At 55.2% G+C, this 19,530-nt stretch carries 19 protein-coding genes; 11 read left to right on the top strand and 8 right to left on the bottom strand.

Going from position 1 to position 19,530, the window contains the following annotated elements; all coding sequences use genetic code 11:
- Positions 1 to 105: 105 nt before the first annotated feature.
- The 4 genes from FF098_RS00095 to FF098_RS00080 form a co-directional block, all read right to left on the bottom strand.
- Positions 106 to 1,167: a LacI family DNA-binding transcriptional regulator gene (locus tag FF098_RS00095; protein ID WP_155135600.1), complete on the bottom strand. Its 1,062-nt coding sequence runs from the start codon at positions 1,165 to 1,167 to the stop codon at positions 106 to 108.
- 124 nt (positions 1,168 to 1,291) lie between these two features.
- Complete coding sequence (locus FF098_RS00090) at positions 1,292 to 2,632, bottom strand: 3-keto-disaccharide hydrolase (RefSeq protein WP_155135597.1); 1,341 nt, start codon at positions 2,630 to 2,632, stop codon at positions 1,292 to 1,294.
- Positions 2,629 to 4,341, bottom strand: a complete 1,713-nt coding sequence (locus tag FF098_RS00085; RefSeq protein WP_155135594.1) for a GMC oxidoreductase — start codon at positions 4,339 to 4,341, stop codon at positions 2,629 to 2,631. The genes FF098_RS00090 and FF098_RS00085 overlap by 4 nt, the downstream gene beginning before the upstream one ends.
- Positions 4,342 to 4,356: 15 nt before the next feature.
- A complete protein-coding gene (locus tag FF098_RS00080; RefSeq protein WP_155135591.1) occupies positions 4,357 to 4,986 on the bottom strand; it encodes a gluconate 2-dehydrogenase subunit 3 family protein in 630 nt (209 codons plus the stop codon).
- A 186-nt stretch (positions 4,987 to 5,172) separates the two neighbouring features.
- Between FF098_RS00080 and FF098_RS00075 the strand changes: the two genes are divergently transcribed.
- The 6 genes from FF098_RS00075 (at position 5,173) to FF098_RS00050 (ending at position 10,031) form a co-directional block, all read left to right on the top strand.
- Positions 5,173 to 5,967, top strand: a complete 795-nt coding sequence (locus tag FF098_RS00075; RefSeq protein ID WP_155135588.1) for a MauE/DoxX family redox-associated membrane protein — start codon at positions 5,173 to 5,175, stop codon at positions 5,965 to 5,967.
- A gap of 37 nt (positions 5,968 to 6,004) precedes the next feature.
- Positions 6,005 to 6,280, top strand: coding sequence for a metal-sensitive transcriptional regulator (locus tag FF098_RS00070; protein ID WP_155135585.1), 276 nt, complete (start codon positions 6,005 to 6,007; stop codon positions 6,278 to 6,280).
- 61 nt (positions 6,281 to 6,341) lie between these two features.
- On the top strand, positions 6,342 to 6,956 hold the full coding sequence (locus FF098_RS00065; protein WP_205967312.1) for an alpha-ketoglutarate-dependent dioxygenase AlkB: 615 nt from the start codon (positions 6,342 to 6,344) through the stop codon (positions 6,954 to 6,956).
- 43 nt (positions 6,957 to 6,999) lie between these two features.
- On the top strand, positions 7,000 to 8,154 hold the full coding sequence (locus tag FF098_RS00060) for a hypothetical protein (RefSeq protein WP_155135582.1): 1,155 nt from the start codon (positions 7,000 to 7,002) through the stop codon (positions 8,152 to 8,154).
- Positions 8,155 to 8,340: 186 nt separating this feature from the next.
- Complete coding sequence (locus FF098_RS00055) at positions 8,341 to 8,766, top strand: MobC domain-containing protein (protein WP_155135579.1); 426 nt, start codon at positions 8,341 to 8,343, stop codon at positions 8,764 to 8,766.
- Positions 8,763 to 10,031, top strand: a complete 1,269-nt coding sequence (locus FF098_RS00050) for a relaxase/mobilization nuclease domain-containing protein (RefSeq protein ID WP_155135576.1) — start codon at positions 8,763 to 8,765, stop codon at positions 10,029 to 10,031. Before FF098_RS00055 ends, FF098_RS00050 begins: the two co-directional genes overlap by 4 nt.
- 24 nt (positions 10,032 to 10,055) lie before the next feature.
- Here the strand turns inward: FF098_RS00050 and FF098_RS00045 are convergent, their stop codons facing one another.
- Together FF098_RS00045 and FF098_RS00040 are read right to left on the bottom strand one after the other, a co-directional pair.
- Positions 10,056 to 10,481: a hypothetical protein gene (locus FF098_RS00045; RefSeq protein ID WP_155135573.1), complete on the bottom strand. Its 426-nt coding sequence runs from the start codon at positions 10,479 to 10,481 to the stop codon at positions 10,056 to 10,058.
- A gap of 11 nt (positions 10,482 to 10,492) precedes the next feature.
- Positions 10,493 to 11,002, bottom strand: a complete 510-nt coding sequence (locus tag FF098_RS00040; protein ID WP_155135570.1) for an antirestriction protein ArdA — start codon at positions 11,000 to 11,002, stop codon at positions 10,493 to 10,495.
- A gap of 326 nt (positions 11,003 to 11,328) precedes the next feature.
- On the opposite strand from FF098_RS00040, the gene FF098_RS00035 reads away from it, so the two are divergent.
- Entirely contained in the window at positions 11,329 to 15,159 is a 3,831-nt protein-coding gene (locus tag FF098_RS00035; RefSeq protein WP_155135567.1) for a hypothetical protein, read from the top strand.
- Positions 15,160 to 15,168: 9 nt separating this feature from the next.
- On the opposite strand, the gene FF098_RS00030 is transcribed toward FF098_RS00035, so the two are convergent.
- On the bottom strand, positions 15,169 to 16,074 hold the full coding sequence (locus FF098_RS00030; protein ID WP_155135564.1) for a cation diffusion facilitator family transporter: 906 nt from the start codon (positions 16,072 to 16,074) through the stop codon (positions 15,169 to 15,171).
- Positions 16,075 to 16,107: 33 nt separating this feature from the next.
- Complete coding sequence (locus FF098_RS00025) at positions 16,108 to 16,743, bottom strand: cation transporter (RefSeq protein WP_155135561.1); 636 nt, start codon at positions 16,741 to 16,743, stop codon at positions 16,108 to 16,110.
- Between the two features lie 64 nt (positions 16,744 to 16,807).
- Here FF098_RS00025 and FF098_RS00020 point away from each other — a divergent pair, with 64 nt between their 5' ends.
- The 4 genes from FF098_RS00020 to FF098_RS00005 form a co-directional block, all read left to right on the top strand.
- Positions 16,808 to 17,263 (top strand): MerR family transcriptional regulator, encoded by a 456-nt coding sequence (locus FF098_RS00020; protein ID WP_155135558.1) that lies wholly within the window; start codon positions 16,808 to 16,810, stop codon positions 17,261 to 17,263.
- A 108-nt stretch (positions 17,264 to 17,371) separates the two neighbouring features.
- Positions 17,372 to 17,710 carry a hypothetical protein gene (locus tag FF098_RS00015; protein ID WP_155135555.1) on the top strand — a complete coding sequence of 113 codons (339 nt, stop codon included), beginning with the start codon at positions 17,372 to 17,374 and terminating at the stop codon, positions 17,708 to 17,710.
- Between the two features lie 61 nt (positions 17,711 to 17,771).
- Positions 17,772 to 19,079 (top strand): TolC family protein, encoded by a 1,308-nt coding sequence (locus tag FF098_RS00010; RefSeq protein ID WP_155135552.1) that lies wholly within the window; start codon positions 17,772 to 17,774, stop codon positions 19,077 to 19,079.
- Positions 19,076 to 19,530: efflux RND transporter periplasmic adaptor subunit (locus tag FF098_RS00005; protein WP_155135549.1), on the top strand; the 455-nt coding region annotated here is incomplete at its 3' end. The genes FF098_RS00010 and FF098_RS00005, both read left to right, overlap by 4 nt.

Genomic DNA, 19,530 nt, shown 5'->3' with positions numbered 1-19,530 from the left:
ACCATCGACACCGTAAGGGAGGGCAATCGATGTTATTTTTCACACATATCATCAAGACCCGGTCAGGCGCAAGCAAATTGCAATCGATTGCCTATGCCGCCATTGCTATTGACGGCGACGCTGTACGCCGCAGCTCTCGCGGATCTTAAGGGTCGGCGGGATTGTCACGGGGGCGATATCCTCACCACTGATAAGGGAAAACAGCATGTCCACCAGCAAGCTGCCCCCGACAGGAATGTGCTGACAGATCGTCGTCAGCTTTTGCCCATAGGAATAGGCGAGGGAAATATCGTCATAGCCGATCACCGACACATCGTCCGGCACCTTGCGCCCAGCGGATTTGAGCACGTCCATGACATTCAGCGCGATGACATCGCTGCCACAGATGGCAGCATCGAAATGGCGGCCGCTGGCAACTGCTGCCTGCGCCGCAATCTTGGCGCCGCGCGCATCGAAAGGTACGCGGAACAACAGGGACGGATCGACCTTCAGCCCCGCCTCGGCCATTACCTGGAAAAAGCCCTCGCGGCGCTGTTCCATCTCCGGCTCCATCGGATCGCCGAAATAGGCGATCTTCTTGTGACCCAGGCTGATGATATGCTCCGCCGCAATCCGGCCACCGGTAATGTTGTCGGAGCCGACTGTCAGATATTGCTGGCCCTTCACCTTGGCACCCCAGACCACAAGGTTCTGATATGACGCGGCGAACTTGTTGATCGCCTCATGTTCATGCCCCTGCCCGCCAATCATGATCATGCCGTCGACACGGTTACTCTGGGAGGCATTGTCGCGCATCCACGGCACAGTGTTGAACAGCAGGAGATCGTAATTGCGCCGGGTCAGCTCCTCCGAAATGACGGCGAGCATATCGACATAGAAAGGCTCTGAAATCTGACGGCGCCCGACCGCGGCCAACGGAAACACCACCTCGACCGTGCGCGCCTTGCCCTGACGCAAGGTGCGCGCTGCGGTATTGACCATGTAATTGGCAGCGCGGGCAGCCTCCAGCACGCGCTGGCGCGTCTTCTCGCCAACCTTGGGCGAGCCGGAAAGTGCACGCGAAACCGTCGATGCGGAAACACCCAGATTCTCGGCAAGGTCATAGATCGTCACCCCTGCGGTGACTTCATTGCCTGCCATGTCACTATCATTCTTCTTCTTGGACACGGAACACCCTGGTTTTCAGTCTCCACCCTTTGGCACAAGTTTGCGCCGTATTGCATGTTTTTACAATAAGCCGGGGAATCTTTATCTATCAGGACGTCAATCGCGCACTTTGCTTTTGAACTCGTTACTGCGATTTGACGGATTGAATCGCCAGATCGCCTTCCTGCGCAGCCATGGAAAGGGACGCGATCGAATAGTCAGCCTGCGTAGCTGCAAAAGCCTCACACCGTGACAACGGATAGATCACCGTCTGTACACCATTCAACCAGTGTTCGACCTGGCCGTCCCGGAGGACGATGCGTCCCCTGTTCATCTTGTCGCCATCATAGATCCGGCGAAAGCGCGTGTCGTTTGACAGGTTTTCAGACGGCAGATCGCCGGTCAGCGCCCCCGTCCATGCCGTGCGCGGAAGAGTTTCGCCAACTCCCTCGCCCTCATATCTCAAGGCGAAACTGCCCTCGCAACTGGCATCGCCACCAGCCGCCGTGATGCGGTAGACCGCCTCGCCGGATGTTTGCGGCATCAATCCGAAATCAAAGGAAATCGTCTGCGCCCCCGCCTGAGCGCTGAACTCCACCGGCGCTGCACCGGCACTGGCGACGAGCTTGCCGTCATCGACGCTCCAGCCACCAGCCTCAACGGTGGACGCACCATCCCAGTGCAGTTGCCAACCCTGCTCGATTTCACCGGGCGACAACTCGTTCGCTAACCAGCCCTCCACCGGGGCCTCATGGGCGGTACTCATCGCCGCCTCCAGCTCATCACCGCTGATCAGCCGGATATTGCGCCACTCGGTGATGCTGCCTGCCTCGGCCTCTTCCACGATGCCATGAACCTGCAGGCCAATGCGACCGGCGGCATGGGAGCGGTCATACATGTCCACGCATGGGGTGCCGTTGACCCATGTCTTGATATTATCGCCGATGGCCTGGATGCGCAGGTCGTTCCAGTCCGTATCATGCCATGCACCGATACAATCGGGATTGCGGATCAGGCTGTAGCGCCAGATATCGACCCCCTCATGATAAATGCCGCCGCTCCATCGCCGTGCTGACGGATCGAAGTCGACCTGATAGCCGACCATGCCGTCTGCCGGGTCCTCGAAGAATCCTGACCGGAACTGCACACCCGAGTTCACGACACCGTCGGAGCGCGTTTCCATGGTCAGGATAAAATCGCCATACTTCCCATCCACAACAAGGAAACTGTTCGGCCAGCCGACAGCCGTCGTGCCGACAATCGACCCATCCTCTACATGGTAGGATGCAACGCCCGATGTCTGCTCCCAGCCATCCAGTGTCTCGCCGTCAAAAAGGGAAATGCCGGGCTGATCCGTACCGGGATCTACTTGCGCGGCGTCATCCGATGGCAGGGCATCTCCAGACGCATCATCCTGCGATGCGCTGCAGGCTGCCAGTGCCAGCCCGGCAGACACAAGTACTGTTCTCGATATCATCCGTGTCATAATCTTCCCTCGCTCCTCAGATCGGCTGCATGATGCGCAGCCCTTGCGGTGATAGCCATGTAAGTCAAAGACGGGTTAACGCTGCCGCAGGACGCCATGCAGGCGCCATCGGTCACGAACAGGTTCGGCACGCTGTGCACCTGGTTCCAGCCATTCAGGACCGATGTCCCGGGGTCCCTGCCCATCGGGGCGCCGCCCATCTCGTGGGTCTTGCCGCCAAGCATGATGTGCTCATCCTCGGGGACCCGCCATGTGTCGATATCAGTGCAGCCTGCCGCTTCCAGAATGCGCCGTGCATCTTTCTCGGCCTGCACGATCATGCGGCGCTCATTCTCGCGCACCTGCGCATCGACATGGACGACCGGGATACCCCATTTGTCTTTCTCAGTCGGGTGCAGGGTGATCCTGTTTTCCTTATAAGGCAGGGTTTCACCGGACATGAAGAAGCCGAACCGCCATGGCAGTGTCTGCCTGTCCCGCTCCTTTGCCTCGCGCCCAATGCCGCGGCGATTGCCTGAGCTGCCGGTCGTCCCGCGCTCTCTGGCCCCACCCTGGAAACAATACCCACGGACGAAATCCAGATCCTCGTCATGACGGTGCATGTAATTCGGCATGAGAATACCGTTGGGCTTTCGTCCGTAGGCATACAGCTCATCGATACCCGGCACATGGCCGCTGGCACCCGCGCCGGAGAAATGATCCATGACATATCGCCCGAGCGCATCGGACTGGTTGCCAAGCCCGCGCGGATGGCGCTCGGATACTGAATTGAGCATGATCTGCGTGCTTGCGACGGCGGAGGCGCACAAGAAAATGATCGGTGCCTCGAACCGGCGTGTTGACTTGTCGCCAGCGCCGATCACATTCACACCACTGGCCCGGCCGGTTGCGGGATCGACCTCGACCGAATGGACGACCTGGTCCGACTCGACGGTCAGGAGACCCGTCCTGCGCGCCGCCGGCAGACTCGCCGAAAGCGATGAAAAATAAGCGCCATAGCTGCACCCGCGCATGCACAGGTCACGGGCCTGGCACCTGCCCCGCCCCAGCGCAGAATGATGATCTCGCGGCTCCGACAGGTTCGCGCACCGTCCGCCCACCATCGGCCAGTCCGGCATCGTCTCGCGCAGCGTCTCGATAACCTTGCGCTCCGCCGCGCTCAATTCCCACGGAGGCAGGAAATCCCCGTCGGGCAGGCTGTCGACACCATCCCGATTACCCGCAATGCCGACGAAATTCTCGACATGATCATACCACGGCGCGAGATCGTCATAGCGGATTGGCCAGTCCACCCCGTAACCGTCTCTGGCATTCGCCTCGAAATCGCGGGCTGACCAGCGATAGACTTGCCGCGACCATGTCAGCGAGCGCCCGCCGAGATGATAGCCCCGCGTCCACATGAAGGGTCGCTCCGGCGGGAAGGAATAGGGATGTTCCTTCTCGTCGACGAAGAACTGCATCACCTCCGGCCTGTACGTCCAGCCCTTGGCCTTCAACATGCGATAGCGGCCCTGTTCGTCATAAATCTCCGAGACGAGGCCTCTATTCTCGATCTCCCACGGATTCTGGTCATCGGTGTATTCCGGACTCGGATGGTCCAGATGACGCCCGCGCTCGATCACCAGCACTTTCAGACCGCGCTCGCACAGCTCCTTCGCCGCGATACCGCCCGTCATGCCTGACCCGACTACGATTGCATCAAAATCCATGACTTAAACTGTTTCCTATTCCGTCGCCGCCAGCATGGCCTGATAGTCCTGCCATGACAGGTTCCCCCGATACGCGCCGGGCACGAGCCGGTAGTCCGGGTTTGCTGGTTCCGATGTGTCGTACACATGAAAGATGAGCGACTTCAGCCGCCGATAGGGCTGATTGTGGCCATCCTGCCCAAAAGCCTCCGCGTCTATCGCATCGACGACTGCGAACTGCTCTTCACCTGTCAGCTTGAGGAAGTAGCGCTGGTAAGTCTCATGCGCCCTCATGTCGAAATCCGTCAGTGCAGTGATGAATTGTTGTTGCGTATCGGCACTCGCCCAGCTGACCATCATTTCGTCAATGACCCCTGAAACGCCCGCATCGGCCGCGCCCGGCGTTGATGTACGCGGGATCAAGATATCGGAGACGATTTCCAGAATATGCAGGGCGCGGGCACGGAAAAATACCTCATCGCCGCGGATCGGCAGGACCGGGGGATGCGCTGGAGCAGTCGCTGAACGGGCCGCCCTGTCCTCACCGGAACAACCGGCAAGCGCCACACCATAGGCTGCGCCGAAGCCAGCCAGCAGCTGACGCCGTGTCCACACACGCTCGCGCGCCTTCCCGCCTTTATTGCTGGTTTTGCTGCCTGACGGCATCGAACCTGACCTGTCGTTTCCTGTTATATGTTTTCAGCCTGTCATATTAAGGGCAGCCGCCAAAGATACAAATCTCATGAAATGGATTGCGAAAGGCTGACGACCCGAAATACGGGATGTCGGTTGCCTGTGGTTGACAAAAGGATTTCATGCCACATATACCCCCATAGGGTATAGGAGGCCATCATGGAATATGACTCTGACAAGGAAAATTCTTCCCTCCGCGATGGCGCTGGGCATGCAGTGCTTTATCGCATGGTCATGGACAAGCATGTCTGTCCCTATGGCCTGAAGTCGCGCTGGCTATTGCGCCGCAAAGGCTATGAGGTCGAGGACCACCACCTGACAACACGCGAGGAGACCGACGCATTCAAGGCCGAGCACGATGTGAAGACGACGCCGCAGACCTTCATCGATGGCGAGCGCATCGGTGGCTATGATGCCCTGCGCGAACGCTTCACCGGCTATGACAAAACCAGGAAGACCTTCACGCCGGTCCTGATGATCTTCGCGATCAGTGCCCTGCTGGCCCTCGCGATTGCCGGAACCTTCATCGGCGCGATACTCACCCTGCGGACGATCGAACTTTTTGCTGCCTTTGCGATGACCCTGCTCGCCCTGCAGAAGCTGAAGGACGTAGAGAGCTTTTCGACCATGTTCCTGAATTACGACTTGCTCGCCCGGAGACGTGTGGAATATGGATACATTTATCCGTTTGCGGAGGCCGCCGCCGGCCTGTTGATGATAGTCGGGGGTACGGCGGGTCTTCTTGGCGCGCCAATCGCCCTTTTCATCGGGACCGTCGGTGCGATCTCCGTCTACAAGGCGGTCTATATCGACAAGCGAGAGCTGAAATGCGCCTGCGTCGGCGGCGATTCCAACGTACCGCTCGGCTTTGTGTCGCTGACGGAAAACCTCGTCATGATGGCGATGGGTCTGTGGATGCCGGTCAAGATGATTTTCCTGTCTGGCGCGATGTGATAGCGAGGATCGTCGTCCATCCTGTGAGGAGTGAGTCATGAAATCCGAAACCAAGGATGCCTCGCTGAAGCGCCTCGCCCGGATCGAGGGGCAGGTGCGCGGCGTCTCGAAGATGATCGCCGAGGATCGCTACTGTATCGATGTCGTGCGGCAGGTGCAGGCGATCAAGGCGGCCCTGTCCGGCCTCGAACGCGTCGTTCTGGACGATCACCTCGGTACCTGCGTCGAGCATGCGCTGGCAAGCGACAACCTCGATGACCGCCGGGAAAAGGTCGAGGAACTCGTTGCCATCCTTGGTGGCCGGAAGAAGTGACCAGAAGGTATACGGGAGATACCGGAAGGGCGTTATCTGCTTTGCGAGGCATTACTGAACTGTGACCGGTCAGGGACAATTTGATTTCGTATCCAGCAGCGTGGTCGAGGGATTGCAGTACGTTCCGGATTATCTCGACACGGATACCGAAGCAGCCTTGGTGAATTTTATCGATCAGCAACCATGGCGCAATGACCTGGCGAGACGCGTGCAGCATCATGGCTATGTCTATGACTATCGGACGCGCCAGATCCGTCCCGACATGTATCTCGGGGAAATACCAGCGCCATTCGCAACGCTGGCACAACGACTTGTCGCAGGCGGACATTTCGCCCGCCTGCCGGACCAGGTTATCGTCAATGAATATATGCCCGGTCAGGGCATTGCACCGCACACGGATTGCATCCTATGTTTTGGCGACACCATTGCCTCAGTCAGCCTGTTATCCGCATGCGAGATGGAGTTTCTTCACCCGCCCACGGGACAACGAGAAGCACTTTATCTTGAACCGGGCAGTCTGCTTGTCCTCTCTGGCCCCGCACGGTATCACTGGCGGCACACGATCCGACCGCGCAGATCTGATGTAGTGGGTGGCGTGCGCCTTCAACGCACCCGGCGCCTGTCCCTGACCTTCAGGTCGGTAAGATTGCAAAGAGAAATGAAACCTTTTCGATAGTGCAACCCCTGTTATCATTTACAGGAGCATGAGGAGCGCTACCATGAACCAATTGAGAAATAGTCTTGCATCTGGGCTCACGGCTTTTCTCATCATGCTCAGCGGCACGGCCGTGGCCGAAGAGCCCGCCTGGTGGGAACCTCTGGTGTGTGCGGAGATTGAACCGGATGCACCCGCTGGTTCGAGAGAGACTGCCCGCAAGGTAGACTTAACTGATCTGTTTACGGATATTGATGCTGTCGCAGATACTTATGATAACCTGAATTACGGTCGTGATGACGCCCTGCCGCCGCCTCTGCCAAAGGAAACATTGTCACCAAATTGTCAGTGGGTAGAGCTGGAAGGATATTTCCGGCCTATCCGATATCATGATTATCGCGGGCAAATGCTGTCAGACGTGCGCGATCATTATCTGGGAGGGTCTCCGATCGGCATGTTGATACCCCATTTCTGGGTGTTCAATTGGGCTGAAGACAATATCAGCAGCCATGAGCTTCACAATCGACGATTGCGGATCAGAGCTCGCGTTCATGATCAGTGCCTTGCCATTCTGCAGTATGACCGTCAGCAGAAGGAGAATTTGTTCCGCTTCGGGGGAGCCTGCCATTATGGCGAGAATACCGGCATGATCCTGACTGACGTCGAGGTGATTGAGGTCCTGTCGCCCGAGAAGATTATCGCAAGCCGCCCGGACCTTTCAGACGTGCTTGAAATGTCCGCAGACGATGCTGCCCTTCGCTATCCGTCGGCAAACCAGAAGAAATTCCAGCCGCTTCACACTGTCGAAGGATTGCCGGATGCCGCATTCACTCTTGTCAGGGGCTGGATTCGCCGTGTTCAGTTGGGTGCAGGGGCGGCTATCCAGAAGGAACAAGAAGACGATCGCGATGTCAGCGAGGAACGCCTGGCTGATCTGCGCGAATTATACGCTCATCCCGATGGCGCCTATGGCTACATGAACGCAAAATCGGGATTTGCGAAGCTGAATCCAGAAACGGCCAAGATAACTTTTATCGCAACCAGACCGTTTGGGGAATGGACAGATGCTCCACGCAAATGGGTCGGATACGGATGTGTGGCTCTCTCGCCGGATGTCCGTTGGCCGGTTGCAGAAATCGACGCAAGCGAAGCCATCGCTACATTCGCCTGCACGGAAGTGAGTTTTTGGGAAAACGGTGAATGGGAAGGCGGATATTGAAAATGGGGCACCCAAGGGACGAAGTCCAAACTTTTTAAAAAGTCGGGTTCGGTGTTCGAACGAAGTGAAAATGGCGCGCCTCACAGGAGAATGTTCCAACTCCTGCGGGCCTGAATTATTCGAGGAATTGGAGCGTTGGAACGAGGTCTTGAAGACACTGGAGCATGACGACCTGGGGCCGCAACCATGACGGCCCCGGTATCTAACGCCTTCGAAGAAGCCGCCAGCAAGCCATCGAAATCCAAGCCGAAGTATCCCCCGCCCCTCTCACTGCGCCTGACGCCTAATGAACGCGAACGGCTGGAGCGAGATGCCGGGCAACTCACCCTGAGCGCCTATATCAGGCTTTGCCTTTTCGGCGACAGTGTCCCGAAACACCGGACGCGTGGCACGAAGGTGATCAAGGACCATGAAGCCCTGGCGCTGGTCCTGCATCATTTCATGCATTCGAACATCGCGAACAATCTCAACCAGCTGGCCAAAGCGACACATATGGGCACGCTGCCTATTGATGATGAGACGACATCCTGCCTGAGGGAGGCCTGCACCGAGGTCGTCCAGATACGGGCGGTTCTCGTTCAGGCGCTCGGCCAATCCGGGAGGCGTAAATGATCCTCGTCGGTAACTCACGCGGCGGCGGGCAGGAACTCGCCCGCCACCTCCTCAAGGAAGAAAACGACCATGTTGAGGTGCATGAGCTGCGCGGCTTTGCCAGCAGTGATTTGCATGCCGCGTTCAAGGAGGCCCATGCCATGTCACAGGCCACCAAAGCGAAGAAGTACCTGTTCAGTCTCAGCCTGAATCCGCCTGAAAATGAACAGGTGCGAACAGAGGCGTTTGAGAGCGCAATCGCCTGCGTCGAAAAGGAACTGGGCCTGACAGGTCAGCCTCGCGCTATCGTCTTCCACGAAAAGGAGGGCCGCCGACACTGCCATGCCGTCTGGAGCCGGGTCGATGGCGAAGCGCTGAAGGTTATCCCGATGGACTTCCACAAGAAGAAGCTCCAGGCAGTCGCCCGCGAACTATACCTTGAACATGGCTGGCAGATGCCTCGCGGGTTCATCCGCGAAGAACCCAGCGATCCGAAGAATTTCACGCTGGAGGAATGGCAGCAGGCCAAGCGCCGGGGTCAGGATGCCCGGCAAATGAAGGCTGTCTTTCAGGAAAGCTGGGCGATCTCGGATACAAAAGCGTCCTTCTCCCATGCCCTGAAGGAACATGGCCTCATCCTTGCGCGCGGGGACCGTCGCGGCTTCGTAGCCGTAGATCGCCACGGCGAGCCCTACGCTATTGCCCGCTGGGTCGGGGTGAAAACCAAAGCCGTCCGCGAGAAGCTCGGCGACGCCGACGGCCTGCCCAGCATCGAAGAGGCCATGAAGCTCCATGTAAACGAGATGAAACCCGCTTTCGACCGCTGGTCTGGCGAGTTGAAAGGCCAAGCCGCGACGCTCAAGGCCGTACAGGACAAGCAGCGCCAAGCGCTCATCACGAAGCAGAGGCAGGAACGCGCCGCGCTCAGAGAAAAGCTGGATCAACGCCGGATCGAGGAAGCCAAGGCCCGGCAGGCGCGTTTCCGCAAAGGCCTGCGCGGCTTATGGGATCGCCTGCGCGGCGAACACAGGTCGATCGCTAAGCGCAATGAACGCGAAACACTCGCCTGCGAGAGCCGCGACCGCGAAGAAAAAGACCGGCTCGTCTTCGCGCAACTCTCCGACCGTCGCGCCCTTAGAGACCGGCAGCGCGAACAGATCGAGTTATTGAATACTCGAAGGCAAAGCCTGCGCGATGATTGGAAGCACTATCGGGAAATGCGAGACACTGCGCCCGCTCGAGCCTCGCCGCCGCGCAATCGCAGCGGCCCGGATTTTGAGCGTTGAAGCGAGAGTAGCGGGTAAACCGGCCTACAGGTCGAACAGATCGCGCTGCTTCGTCAGCATCGTCTCGATCTCACGCAGGATCGCGAAGTCATTATAGAGATGATTGTGCTTGAGACTGATGGCCGTATGGACAGCCTCGCAAGCGTTGCCTGTTTTCGTTGAACCCTGATGGCGGTTGCGGCGCAGCTGATTGGCCAGTTCCTTATAGCGGGAGACATCGCGTTTCAGGTCTTCACGGATTTTCGAGCGAAGCTGACGCAGGCTCTGGGAGCGCTTCGGCTCAGACTTGGCATCGATCTCGTCTAGCCTGTCCGGCATATAGCCGCGATAATTGTTATGCTCGGCTTCAAACCTGATTTGCTTCAGGCTCAGGACTTTACCGCCAAGGACATAATACCAAGGATGACTGGGGCAATATCCTGTCTCGTTCGGGGGAAGGGAAATGCTCATGACCGCCTCCCCTAACTCGACCGATAGATCAGCCGCGTCCCGGCGATATCGGTCTCGGTGTAGTCGAAGGACAGATCACGGGCGATGGCGTCCATATCAATGTAGTTCGCAAGATGATCTGGAATCTCACCGAACAGCCCTTCGGCGATGAACTCCTCAGCCAGCTCTTTCAGGCTGCCGAGATGATAAATATCGATCTCGAAATCCTCCAGCCCGACAGTGTCGGGATCGAAGGAATAGCCGACTTCGCCCACCGCGATGATGAAACGCTGCTTCTCCTGTTCGTCCAATTCTTCCGCAAGCGCGAAGAACCGCACCAGAGTGCCCTGGCTCAGGCTCCACGCCTCGGCAAGGGCCGCATCGATGGCCTCACCGTCGATGAACTGTATCTCGAACTCCTCGACCCTTTGGCCGCAATCGTTCCTGAGCGCCGCCGCCTTGTCCGAAAATTCAGCGGCGGATGTGAAATAGAAGCCGCTGGCCGCAAGGTCATAGGGCTGGGCAAAAAGTGTGATCGACATAAAAACCTCCCGTAGGGATAAGGGTTGCGCATGCAACCCTCTGGCCTTCGCCGAGAACGGGGGGTGGGAGCGGAAGGCAAAAATCGGCGCAATTTTCTTGTCTTTCCAAGGCACGCCGGAAAGCAGGAAAATCTGCGTTCTATTTTTGTCGAAGCGACCGGGGGGCTGGCCCCCGAATGCGCGAGGGATCGACGCCGCATGGCCGGGACCGCAACAGGCGGGCCCGGTTCACGAGAGCCCGGCCCGAAGGGTTCGCTAGCCCTAATAGCTATTGTTTGTGGTAAAGTATCAGACGAAAATTCACCGAATCGAAAAAACCATAGTGAATGAGCAACACCATCTTTGATGTAACCCCCGACGAGATTGCCTCTCTCAATGATGAGCAGTTACGAGAGCTGATTGCCAAGCTTTGTCAAAGCGAATGTACACAGAATGATTTGCCCTATTCAGCGATCAGCTGGGGAGGTCATCAAAACTCTGGCGATGGTGGTATCGATGTTAGAGCGAGCTTCGCTTTAGCGGACTTCAAAGGCGACTTCATTCCGCGAAGTGAAACTGGCTTCCAAGCGAAAGCGCAGGATATGCCCGCTTCTGCGATTCAAGCAGAAATGTCACCCAACGGCGAATTGCTGGAAAGTATCATAGATATTGGCAAACGGCGCGGAAGCTATGTAATCGTCAGTTCGAAAGGCTCCGTAAGCGACAAACCACTGAAAAATCGCTTGAAAGCGATGGAAGACTGCCTTGCAATATTGCCACCGGAGGAACGCCCGCATGTGGACTTCTATGACCGCAGGCGCCTGACTGATTGGGTTAATCGGTATCCTCCAGTAGCATCATGGGTCCGGGTTCTGGGAGGCCGCAGCATAAGTGGCTGGCGCTCTTATGATGATTGGTCCAGCAAGCCTGGTGAGATTGATGACGAGTATGTGCTAGACGACTCTACCCGGCTGCATGGGCCAGACATCGATAAAGATAAGGGCCTTTCAAGCGAAGAAGGTATCAATGTTCTCCGAGAAATCCTTACTCGCAAAGGTGCAGCCGTTCGGCTGGTCGGACTATCGGGAGTCGGCAAAACGAGGCTAGTGCAGGCGTTGTTTGACGAACGTATTGGCAAAGGCGCGCTACCGCAACATCTCGCTCTTTATACGGATATTACTCATGGGCCTGAGCCTGTACCTCTGGAGTTGATAGCCCGCATTATAGTATTGAAGCAATCTGCAGTTCTAATAGTCGATAATTGTACGCCAAAGCTACACCAAGAACTCGTTCAAAAACTACGGCAGGCGAACTCAAACCTGTCTCTCATTACGATAGAGTACGATATTACCGATGATGAACCTGAAGGCACGAGTGTTTTTAAGCTTGAGCCCTCATCGGATGAAACACTCAATAAAATCGTCCTTGAGAAGTATCCGCATATCGGTCATCCAAATGCAGATTCTATCGTGAAATTTTCAAGTGGAAATGCGCGAGTAGCCCTTGCTTTGGCAGCGACCCTGCGATCTGGTGAGGATATTGGAAGCTTAAAGGACAGTGAATTATTCGAACGCCTCTTCTCGCAACGCAAAGGCAATAATAATGAACTCTTAAGGGCATCGTCGCTCTTGTCGCTGGTCTATTCTTTTGACATTGATCCTTCACAGAAGGACGAATCGGAGATCGCGCTTCTTGGAGATCTGGGAGGTCTTGGCGAACCGGTGATGAGTGAAGCCGTGGCGGAATTGTCGCGAAGACAGCTTGTTCAGAGTCGCAGTCATTGGCGTGCTGTTTTACCCCATGCCATTGCAAATCGGCTCGCTAAAAGAGCATTAGAAAACTACGGTGGGCTGAAGATAGAGAGATATTTCCGCGAAGAAAGCTCTGAAAGGTTGCTCAAGTCATTCTCAAGAAGATTGAGCTATCTTCACGACAATTGCGAAGCGCAACAAATCGCACAGTTTTGGCTCGGCGAGAACGGGTTCCTCGAATCTGTCGGTGATTTCAATGATCTCGGCCTCACAATGTTTCGGAGTATTGCTCCCATTCACACCAAAGCGACTCTCGATGCAATCGCAAGGAGTTTTGTGGCGAAGGATGGTTTCGACAACTGCGGCGAAAAAAATAGATCGCTTGTAACAGAGACACTTCGACATCTAGCATATGAGCCGTTACTGTTCGATGAATCAGTCCGTATTCTTATAGATCTTTGCAAGGACACGGACTTTGAGGACCACAACAATTCGATTTTGAACAACCTTCGCGAATTGTTCTGGATGTACCTATCAGGCACCGAGGCAAAAACGGACCAGCGTATTGGTATTGTGCGTTCGTTATTGCTCAGCAAAGATTCACAAGAACGGGAAATAGGCTTGTTGCTGCTTCGCTCCATGCTCAAAACTTCGATGTTTTCAAGTTTTCTTGGTTTTGAGTTTGGTGCCAGAGCAAGGCGTTATGGCTGGGAGCCCGTTGGATCAGAAATTCGAGACTGGCTCGATCAAAGTCTGCAACTGGTTGTTGAGCTTGCGAACAAATCTCCGTCACTAAGAGATGATCTCAAAAAACTCTTTTCCCGCAAGTTTCGCTGGTTATGGACGAGTACCGATATGCGAGACGAACTTGAGAAATACCTATTTGCCCTCAAAGGTGACGAGTTTTGGCCTGAGATTTGGTTGGCAACAATTTCGATCATTCGTTTGGACAAAAAAGAAGAACAGGATACTGAATTTCATAATCGTTTGGAGGCGCTGTCCGAAGAACTGAAACCGATTTCGCTTGAGGATCGCATCCGTACGTATACAGCTAGCTCGAGGCACGGTCTGTTAGACATGGTCGAGATTTTAGCCGTAGATGATGATTACAGTGCAGCTCATAAGCTTGCCGAGGAACAGAGTTACGAACTTGGCAAGGAAGCGATGGCCGAACCGGAAACTCTGCGTCGTCTGCTACCGGAGATCATTACTAGTGATGTTTACCACATCTGGTATTTCGGTAAGGGTGTCGGAGAGGTTGTAGATTTAGGTGAAGCTGCAAATCTCTGGGAGGAGGCATTGTCAGCTATTGTAGCCTCATCCAAGCAAAAACAGTATGCTTTTCTAAGGGGGTATATCCAGGCTGTTGCCAATAGAGACCGCAACCTCACGAGCAGATTCCTAGATGACTTACTTGAAAATCCAGAACGGGGTGACATGTTCGTCGATTTCCAGATACGGCACTTAGGCCGACCAAATGACGATGATCGGGTCAGGCAATCATTCGAGCGCGAACACATTCCTCTATGGACCTATGCCAACTTCCAGTTTGCGATGCGTCGCACGGAAACAAGCGATAGACTGCTATATGACGTTATCCAGTTTTTGATCGGAAAAGGGGATGACGGGATAGCAATCGCTAAAGATATTATGAATATGCGTGCTCATTTTATCGCTGATGACAGCCTCTCAAGTACACAGATTGAACGTGACCTCTGCAGGCTCATACTTCTCAAAACAAATTACGAGTCGAAGTCTCGGAAACATGATTACGAGCTCATGAAAATCGCTTCCGTGGCATTCGAGGATCAAGATACTGAGGAATTGGCGGAGCGTTTATGCGAGAAAATCGCATCTTCGTTATATAGCTATCGAGCATACTGTAACGGATATGGCAATCTCGTTCGATTGATTTCAGAATATCATCCGCTAGTTGTCCTCGATCGTCTCATTGGCAACCCATCGAAGGATGATGTGCGCAGCCTGAGCTATTACGAAGATTTGCGTGATTCCGACAAAAATATTGTCGGGAAGATACCGTTGGATACTATTTTAGATTGGGCCGTAAGTGGCTCTATGGACCGGTTCAGAGCATTGGCGAAAGTCATTCACTTCAGGGAAGGAGGTGAAGAAGGGGCATCGTATAATTGGACTGAGTTAGCAATGGAGTTGATCAATGCCGCGCCTGATAAGATTGGTATGGCTGAACAACTGGCAATGAGATTCCGCCCAATGTCCTGGAGCGGATCCCGCGCAGATATAATGGCGCGATATACACCTCTATTAGAAATGCTTTCGGATCATGAAGAGGTTGCGCTTGCGCAATGGGCTGCTGAGCGGCTTAAGGATTACCAGATTGAAATTGCAAATGAGAGAAAATGGGAAGCCGAACGAGACCGTGGGCGTGATGAACGATTTGAGGACTAGAAAGATCATTCAATTTTCCGATCCAAATACGGAAAGATCGCCTTCATGTTCTCCTCTCCATTCTATTTCCAGCGTGACATGAGAAACACCGAATTTGCTGGCTAGTACAGACTTAAGCGCTGTTTTGATCTGAGCTGGTTCGCTATCACTCAGGACAAGGACATGAGCGTCGATTGCGGTTTGGCGTTCATTCATTTGCCAAAGGTGAACATGGTGCACGTCAGCGACACCTTTTACAGCGGTCATCTCTTCGATCACAGCGGGTCCGTCAATATCTGTTGGACTGCCGAGCATTAGGATGCGAATGACCTGACCGATCTCCGAAAAAGATTGCCACAGGATATAGCCGGCAATGGCTAAGGTGATGAGAGGATCGATAAGCCGCCAGTCATAGATGATGATGACCGTACCAGCAATAATGACCCCCACCGATCCAAGCGCGTCGGCCAGATTGTGCAGGAAGGCGGCCCGGATATTGATGCTCTCTTTCGAGAGCGTATAGGTCAGCAGGACAGTCAAAAGGTCGACGACGAGGGCAATAGCGGCGATGATAACGACAATCCAGCCATCGATACCCTGTGGTTCGATAAAGCGCAGGATTGCTTCGTATACGAGATAAAGTCCAATGACGATCAGTGTCGTGTAGTTGATGAGGGCCGCGACTGTTTCGGCCCGGCCATAACCGAAAGTCATACGTGCGTCGGCCGGTTTGCGCGCTATGCGGCGCGCACCAAAGGCAATAACCAGGGCGAGAGCATCGGATAAATTGTGAATAGCATCAGCAACAAGAGCGAGACTGCCGGAAACAATCCCGCCGATAATCTGCGCCACCGTCAGAAGCAGGTTGACGAGAATTGCTCCGAAGACACGGCGATCTCCCGCGCCAGCCTCAATATGATCATGTGAATGAGTCATTTTGTCTCTCTGCAAACATTAAATCCAACGGAATCACGCTGGTGAAGTTCCGCCGGCAGTTTTGGTTTGATCCATTTCCGACCTCGCCTGTCGAATTATGGATACTGCCGAGCGAAGGAAAAGCCCGGCAAGTGCAATGGACATGATAACGTCCGGCCAGAAGCTTCCTGTCACGCCCACCAGAAGCCCCGCAGTGACGACACCGATATTCCCGATGGCGTCGTTTCGTGAGCATAACCAGACGGAGCGGACATTGGCGTCTCCATCGCGCCATTTCATTAAGATAAGGACACTGAGCAAGTTCGCGGTGAGCGCAAGGATACCGATCAAACCAATAGTCGATGCATCGGGTACCTCGCCACCAAACAGCCGCAGGACAGACATGGTGAGAACAGCAAGCGTCATAACGGCAAGCAGAATCCCCTTGAATAGTGCCGCTCTCGCCCGAACAACCAGCGCTGCACCGATCACCCACAGGCTGATCGTATAGGTGGCAGCATCACCGATGAAATCGAGTGCATCGGCCTTCAGAGCCTGCGAGTTCGCCGAAAATCCCGCCATCATTTCAATCAAGAACATCGTGGCGTTGACGAAAATGACGGCGACGAGCGCACGCTTGTACCCAGCGGAGACGCCATCAAATCGACGGTCGTTACAGCAATCAGCCATTGAAAACTCCTTTCACCCCTCCACATTACTCTCTACAGCGGCTGTAGAGGCAAGGAGGTTTTCTATGGAACTCAAGGCCATGACGATCGGTAAACTTTCATCTAGAGCGGGCGTAAAGGTCACTACTATCAGATACTATGAATCGATCGATCTGATGCCTCAGCCGCACCGCAGTGAAAGCGGCCAAAGAATATATGACGAAACCTCCGTAGAGCGACTAAGTTTTATTCGGCACGCACGTGATCTCGGCTTTCCTGTAGAGTCAATTCGGGACCTGATCGATCTCCAGTCAAAGCCTGATCAAGACTGCGCTTCGGTCGACGCGATTGCTCGACGCCAGCTTGCAAATGTGCGCTATCGTTTGAATCAACTGGAAGCCCTGGAAGCGGAATTGAAGCGCATGATCGCTGCTTGCGAAGGTGGTAGTGTCGAGAATTGTACCGTTCTTGCCTGTCTGTCAGATCACAACAATTGCAGGGAAGATGAACATGGACGGTTGAACGGTCTGTTGGAGGGATAAAAAAATAGGCTTGCATCTATAGCCACTATAGGTCTTACAGTCGCATTTGTGGATATCCGCGATAGTGGTAATGAAATACTGAGATATATGTGATATCCGTATAAGGTAATGATGCTTCGCAATGTGCATGGACTGGTAAAAATCGTGCTGATGATGGCCCTGATGGCTTTCGTCGCCACCCCTATTGTGGCCGAAGCGCATGAGCTTGCCGAACTTTCTCATGAATGCGAAACCGGCTCAGCATCTGATGTCGACGATACGTCAGGCGATGAAAAACCGGCTCACAACAAGCATGTGCATCATTGCGGTCCGTGTCACGGGCACATGCTCAGCACGTCCCAACATCTCGTTGAACAGACCCTGATAGCGGAAAAGCAGGTATCCGAAGCGATGCTTCGCCTGCCGCCGCCGCTCGTATACGGATTGTTCCGCCCTCCTCGTGGCTAACCGGCCTTTCTCGCCCTTCGCGGGGCGTTTTTCCGGTTAATCTACGTGGAGAATTTATCTCATGAAACGACACTTATGGGGCGGCCTGTGCGCCCTTGGCATTCTTGCAATGCCGATCCAGGCCTATGCTGGGGCTTCGTGCGGCGGCACTTATCAGCCACGCCTGACATCTGTTCAGGCCGGAATGATAGAAGAAAACGAACCACTGACACTTGATCAGGTGCTGACGCAAATCCGGCTTGCCTCGCCGGAAGTCAGAGCCGCGGCGCTCGAGACGAGAGCACGGGCTGCCGAAGTACGGCAGGCGGGTCGATGGCTGAACCCTTCCCTGTCTCTCGAGGTAGAGAATTTTGGCGGGGATGGTGCCTTTAATGGCTTCGATCAGTCGGATCGAACCTATGCCATTTCCCAGACCTTGCAACTCGGCGGCAAGCGCCAGAAGCAGGTGCGTGCTGCCCGCGCGCTTGAGGCACTAGGCAGTGCACAATGCGAAACCATCCTGCGCGAGGCAGAACTGGAAGCGGCGCTCAGCTTTTACGATCTTCATGCCACCATCCAGCTTGCCGAGATGGCGGACAGTGCCGCCGATCTGGCGGCCCGGTTCCGGGATACGGTCATTAAGCGATATGAGGCCGGCGCGGCGGCACCACCCGACGTCTCACGCGCCAAAACCGAAGCGGCGCGTCTCCAGGCCGCCGCAGCCGATCTGCAGGCTCAAATCATAGTGGAAAAACTGGCACTGGCCGCGCTCTGGGGCGCTGACACCGCCCGGTTCGGTAATCCGATCATTACCGCAACACAGGCTTCACCGTCGCAAGGGGAGGTTTCGACTCATCCGGCGATCGTAGCGGCTGCCGCATCGCTTGAGGCCAGCCGGGCTCAGGTACAGCTGGAACGGGCACGGATCATTCCTGATATCACGGTATCTGCTGGTGTGAGGGAATTCGAGGCAACTGGTGAAAGCGCGCTTGTTGCGGGGCTTGAAGTGCCTTTGCCGCTGTTTGACCGCAACCGGGATGCTGTCGATGCCGCCGCGTTTCGGGCGCAGGCAAGCGCTATCGATGCCGAGGCGACAGAGGCACGCCTGCGCGCTCGCCTGCAGTCTTCTATAGCCCAGCAACAGGCTGCGAGACGACAGCTCGACCTGCTGCAATCAAGTGCCTTGCCGGAAGCTCAATCCGCCCATGATGCGGCCATTAGAGGGTATCAGGCAGGCAAGTTCGACCTGACTGCAACGCTCGACGCCAGGCAAGCGCTGATCGATACGCAGATCGCCGTCATAGAATCCAACCGAAAACTGAATGCGGAAAATGTGCAGCTGCAGAGCCTGATCGGCGCGGCACCATTCTCCGAGGGAGACATCCAATGAAAAACATATTGATACTGATGATGGTGCTGGTCTTTGGCATACCATTGCTCAGCTCGTGCGGTGAAGAAACTGCTGAGACCGGCGCACAAGCCGACCATGCCGCGCATGAAGAAGACTCACATGAAGAAGATGATGATGAACATGGCCATGAGGATGAGGCCGATATCGTTGAAATGTCGCAAAGTGCTGCGAAGGCAGCGGGCATAAGTTTGGCGAAAGCTGAATTGCAGAAGACCAGTGACGATCTGGAGCTGCCAGCCGAAATACGGACCAACCCGGATCGGGTTGCGAATCTCTCAAGTCCTGTCTCCGGCATTGTTACGAAGCTGATGGTCAGCGAGGGTGATCGCGTCACCGCCGGTCAGCCCCTAGCAGTCATCTCAAGCCGAGAACTGGCTGATCTCAAGGCAGAATATCTTGCCAGCGTCTCGGCGGAGGATCTTGCCCGCAC

Origin of the sequence: Aquisalinus luteolus (genome assembly GCF_009712425.2) — a bacterium.
In the GTDB taxonomy this organism is placed as follows: domain Bacteria; phylum Pseudomonadota; class Alphaproteobacteria; order Caulobacterales; family Parvularculaceae; genus Aquisalinus; species Aquisalinus luteolus.
The sequence above is the reverse complement of the archived record's forward strand: the minus strand, read 5'-3'. Positions and strand labels throughout refer to the sequence as shown.

What these genes read in the sequence shown, in the direction of transcription:
- FF098_RS00090 (WP_155135597.1), bottom strand. Translation starts at nt 2,632, where the DNA reads ATGACACGGATGATATCGAGAACAGTACTTGTGTCTGCCGGGCTGGCA.
- FF098_RS00085 (WP_155135594.1), bottom strand. Translation starts at nt 4,341, where the DNA reads ATGGATTTTGATGCAATCGTAGTCGGGTCAGGCATGACGGGCGGTATC.
- FF098_RS00080 (WP_155135591.1), bottom strand. Translation starts at nt 4,986, where the DNA reads ATGCCGTCAGGCAGCAAAACCAGCAATAAAGGCGGGAAGGCGCGCGAG.
- FF098_RS00075 (WP_155135588.1), top strand. Translation starts at nt 5,173, where the DNA reads ATGGAATATGACTCTGACAAGGAAAATTCTTCCCTCCGCGATGGCGCT.
- FF098_RS00070 (WP_155135585.1), top strand. Translation starts at nt 6,005, where the DNA reads ATGAAATCCGAAACCAAGGATGCCTCGCTGAAGCGCCTCGCCCGGATC.
- FF098_RS00060 (WP_155135582.1), top strand. Translation starts at nt 7,000, where the DNA reads ATGAACCAATTGAGAAATAGTCTTGCATCTGGGCTCACGGCTTTTCTC.
- FF098_RS00055 (WP_155135579.1), top strand. Translation starts at nt 8,341, where the DNA reads ATGACGGCCCCGGTATCTAACGCCTTCGAAGAAGCCGCCAGCAAGCCA.
- FF098_RS00050 (WP_155135576.1), top strand. Translation starts at nt 8,763, where the DNA reads ATGATCCTCGTCGGTAACTCACGCGGCGGCGGGCAGGAACTCGCCCGC.
- FF098_RS00045 (WP_155135573.1), bottom strand. Translation starts at nt 10,481, where the DNA reads ATGAGCATTTCCCTTCCCCCGAACGAGACAGGATATTGCCCCAGTCAT.
- FF098_RS00040 (WP_155135570.1), bottom strand. Translation starts at nt 11,002, where the DNA reads ATGTCGATCACACTTTTTGCCCAGCCCTATGACCTTGCGGCCAGCGGC.
- FF098_RS00035 (WP_155135567.1), top strand. Translation starts at nt 11,329, where the DNA reads ATGAGCAACACCATCTTTGATGTAACCCCCGACGAGATTGCCTCTCTC.
- FF098_RS00030 (WP_155135564.1), bottom strand. Translation starts at nt 16,074, where the DNA reads ATGACTCATTCACATGATCATATTGAGGCTGGCGCGGGAGATCGCCGT.
- FF098_RS00025 (WP_155135561.1), bottom strand. Translation starts at nt 16,743, where the DNA reads ATGGCTGATTGCTGTAACGACCGTCGATTTGATGGCGTCTCCGCTGGG.
- FF098_RS00020 (WP_155135558.1), top strand. Translation starts at nt 16,808, where the DNA reads ATGGAACTCAAGGCCATGACGATCGGTAAACTTTCATCTAGAGCGGGC.
- FF098_RS00015 (WP_155135555.1), top strand. Translation starts at nt 17,372, where the DNA reads ATGATGCTTCGCAATGTGCATGGACTGGTAAAAATCGTGCTGATGATG.
- FF098_RS00010 (WP_155135552.1), top strand. Translation starts at nt 17,772, where the DNA reads ATGAAACGACACTTATGGGGCGGCCTGTGCGCCCTTGGCATTCTTGCA.